This is a genomic window from Blautia sp. ZXY-1-B12 (assembly GCF_056339915.1).
On sequence record NZ_JBWJVP010000246.1, the window covers coordinates 1 to 3,288 of the forward strand.

4 protein-coding genes are annotated in these 3,288 nt (G+C 41.6%); all 4 read right to left on the reverse strand.

Annotation, left to right across the window (positions count from 1 at the left end; genetic code table 11):
* The coding region (locus AC075L_RS17440) for a hypothetical protein (protein WP_476387948.1) at nt 1-200 on the reverse strand (200 nt) is incomplete at its 3' end.
* Nucleotides 201-237: 37 nt separating this feature from the next.
* Entirely contained in the window at nt 238-762 is a 525-nt protein-coding gene (locus AC075L_RS17445; RefSeq protein WP_008703730.1) for an adenine phosphoribosyltransferase, read from the reverse strand.
* A gap of 147 nt (nt 763-909) precedes the next feature.
* Nucleotides 910-2,622, reverse strand: coding sequence for a single-stranded-DNA-specific exonuclease RecJ (gene recJ, locus AC075L_RS17450; RefSeq protein WP_062807801.1), 1,713 nt, complete (start codon nt 2,620-2,622; stop codon nt 910-912).
* A gap of 81 nt (nt 2,623-2,703) precedes the next feature.
* Nucleotides 2,704-3,288 (reverse strand): protein translocase subunit SecF (secF, locus tag AC075L_RS17455; protein ID WP_476387949.1); only part of this gene is annotated, 585 nt, incomplete at its 5' end.

A 3,288-nucleotide genomic window follows, 5' to 3' on the forward strand; every position in this document is an offset into this window, starting at 1 on the left:
GCCTTCTCTATCATGGAAATATCTGTTGATGGATGATACTTCAGAACACTGTTTATCAGTTCTTTATAAAGCACCTCCGGACTTGTAAAATCATGCATGGTCTTTACTGCCGCATCTGCTCTCTTTACAGATTCCAGCTTCTCTTTTTCAACCTGCATTTCATCTTTTTTTGCTTCTGTACTTTTTGTTATCTCTGTCATATGCTCCCACCTGCCTGTCCTGCACAATCAGCTGTGCCTATTTACCATCATAACAAATTACGGACGCTACATCATACCCATTCAGTCTTTCGCGTCCCTTTAAACCTGCAAGTTCCATGAGAAATACAACCTTGACAACCTCACCGCCAAGCTGTTCCACCAGCTTGATCGCTGCTTCGATCGTACCGCCTGTTGCGATCAGATCATCAACGATAACCACTTTCTGACCTGGTTTTATGGAATCTTTATGCATTTCAATCTCTGCACTGCCATATTCCAGATCATAGCTTACAGATACTGTTTCGCGGGGAAGTTTGCCTTTTTTACGAATCGGTACAAATGGTTTATGAAGATTATATGCGATCGGTACACCAAAGATAAAGCCTCTGGACTCTGTTCCTGCAATCACGTCCACATCTATATCCTTAAGACAGTCCTGCATGGAGTCGATGGCCAACTGCAGGCCATCCGCATCCTGCAGAACACTTGTAATATCTCTGAAAATAATCCCCGGTTCAGGAAAATCCGGTATACTTAATACATAATCTTCAATTTTCTTCATTTTATTTCTCCTCCAGTGTGTGTTATATTGCTGTTCGCTCATAAATATTTTATAGTATATCACCTTTTTATTTCAGAATCAAGTTACTGTTAAGCCCTGACATTTGTATTTCCAGGCTTACCGGCGGTTACAAAACAGGCGGTAATATTAACAGTAATTCTGAATAATAATCTGAAGACTCTCTCGTCCCCTGAATCTGTTGATCTCCGGATAATAAGTAACAGAAATACTGTCTTTTTCCCTGATAAAGTTCACAAAATCCTCTGCTTCTCCGAAATAAATGCCTTCCACTGAAATCCCCTGCGGATCAAGAAGTTTTAATTTTACTACATTTTTATTTTTCCCGATAATACTGTAATCAAGCACTCTGAGATTTTTCTGTGCAAAGACCGGTTTTGTATTCCCTTTTCCAAAGGGTTCCAGAAGCAAAATCTGTTCTACCAGTTCTTTTGTAATATAAGACACAGGCATCGGCACATCAATCACGATCTTAGGACGCAATTCTTCGTCCGTCAACGTACAGTTGACATTGAGGCGTCTCCGGAATTCTTCTATATTTTTTTCTTCTATAGAAAGACCTGCTGCCATCGGATGACCTCCAAACTGTATCATCAGGTCTGCACATTTTACCAGTTCTTCATACATAGAGTAACTTTCTATTGATCTTCCGCTTCCTTTTGCACTTGTCTCACCGCCCGTCAATACAAAGGCAGGCCTGTGATATTTTTCCCTGATCCTGCCTGCTATAATACCGGCAAGACTTTCATGACAATCCGGAAGATAAACTACCAGTACTCTGTCATTTTTCAGCTCTGTAGTCTCTATGATCCGGATTGCCTCTTCTTTTCCTTTCTCAGTGAGAGCTTTTCGGCTCTGATTAAGAGCTGTAAGATCTCCGGCAAGCCTTGCTGCTTCTTCCTTTGTTTTTGCATTGAGAAGCGCAAGAGAACGGGCAGCTGTATCCAGTCTGCCACTGGCATTGATACATGGTCCCAACACAAATCCGATATGATAAGCTGTGATTTTAGCATCTTCCAGAGAATTTGCTCGGATCAGTTCCTGCAATCCTTTATTTTTGGTATTTTTCAGACGGCACAGCCCTTCTTTTACCAGAATCCTGTTCTCTCCCTGAAGATCCATAACATCTCCTACTGTTGCAATAGCCGCCAGTTCATAATAATCTTCCAGATCCTCTTCTGGAACACCAAATCTCTCGTAAAGTGCTGCAATATATTTAAAGGCCACCACTGCCCCACACAGGTTTTTATTCGGGTATGGACAATCATATTGTTTCGGATTCAAAATCGCATCTGCCGGCGGAAGCACCATCTGGCGTTCTCCCTTTTCCTCCCTGTAAGGAACCTCATGATGATCTGTAATAATCACTGTCATTCCCTTATCCTTTGCCATCTGGATTTCAGCAGCCGCAGCAATTCCATTATCACAGGTCACGATCGTATCGATCCGGTCCGTTTCCGCTCTTTCTATAAGATGTGCATGAATCCCATATCCGTCTGCAACTCTGTCCGGAATATAAGTATCCACATCTGCTCCGATCCTCGCAAGGCCTTTCATTAAAATGTATGTAGAGGTCACACCATCAATATCATAATCACCAATAATACGGACTTTTGCTTTCTGCGATATTTTTTTCTCCAGGATATCTACAGCTTTTTCCATATCCTTCATCAGCCAGGGAGAAGGAAGCTCTTGTACTGTTCCTGACAGATACTCTCTTATCTTATCTTCTCCGATCACATCTCTATTCCTGATCAGTCTCGCAATCACCGGATCAATATGAAACTGTTGACCGATCTGGTTAAAATCTGCTCTTTTTGCTGCTATTACCCATTTCTCCATATATTTTCTCTCCTCATAAAAATATCCCGGAGTTCTACCCCGGGATATTTCTGTCTGCCTGTTTTTCAGACACTTATTGTTTTATTCAGCATCATCATTCTGCTGTTTTTTAGCTGCTTCTTCGGCAGCCAGACGTTCAGCTACTCTTTTTCTGTTTTTCTTCTTTGGCTGAGTCGGATCTTTCTGTGATACATCACGTGCTTTCTTCGGCTTTGAAGAGGACTTTGCAGATGCGGAAGCTGCAGCAATTGCCGGCTGTCCTTTTCCTGCAAATTTCTTTTTCATCACATACCACAACGCACCTGTAATACATACAGAAGAATATGCACCGACAAGAACACCAACCATCAGAGGTGCTGCAAATTCACGGATAGAAGAAACACCCATGATATAAAGAACAGCTACCATAACAAAAGTTGTAAAAGAGGTATAAATACTTCTTGTAAGAGTCTGGGTGATACTTGTGTTTACAATTTCTGCCAGTTTTTCTCTGGAACCACTGTGAAGGTTCTCACGTATACGGTCAAAAATAACGATTGTAGCATTGATAGAATAACCTACGATCGTAAGCATGCAGGCAATAAATGTATTACCGACAGATACTCTGGCAATAGCATAGAATGCAAGTACAACCAGAACATCATGCAGAAGCGCCAATACCGCACT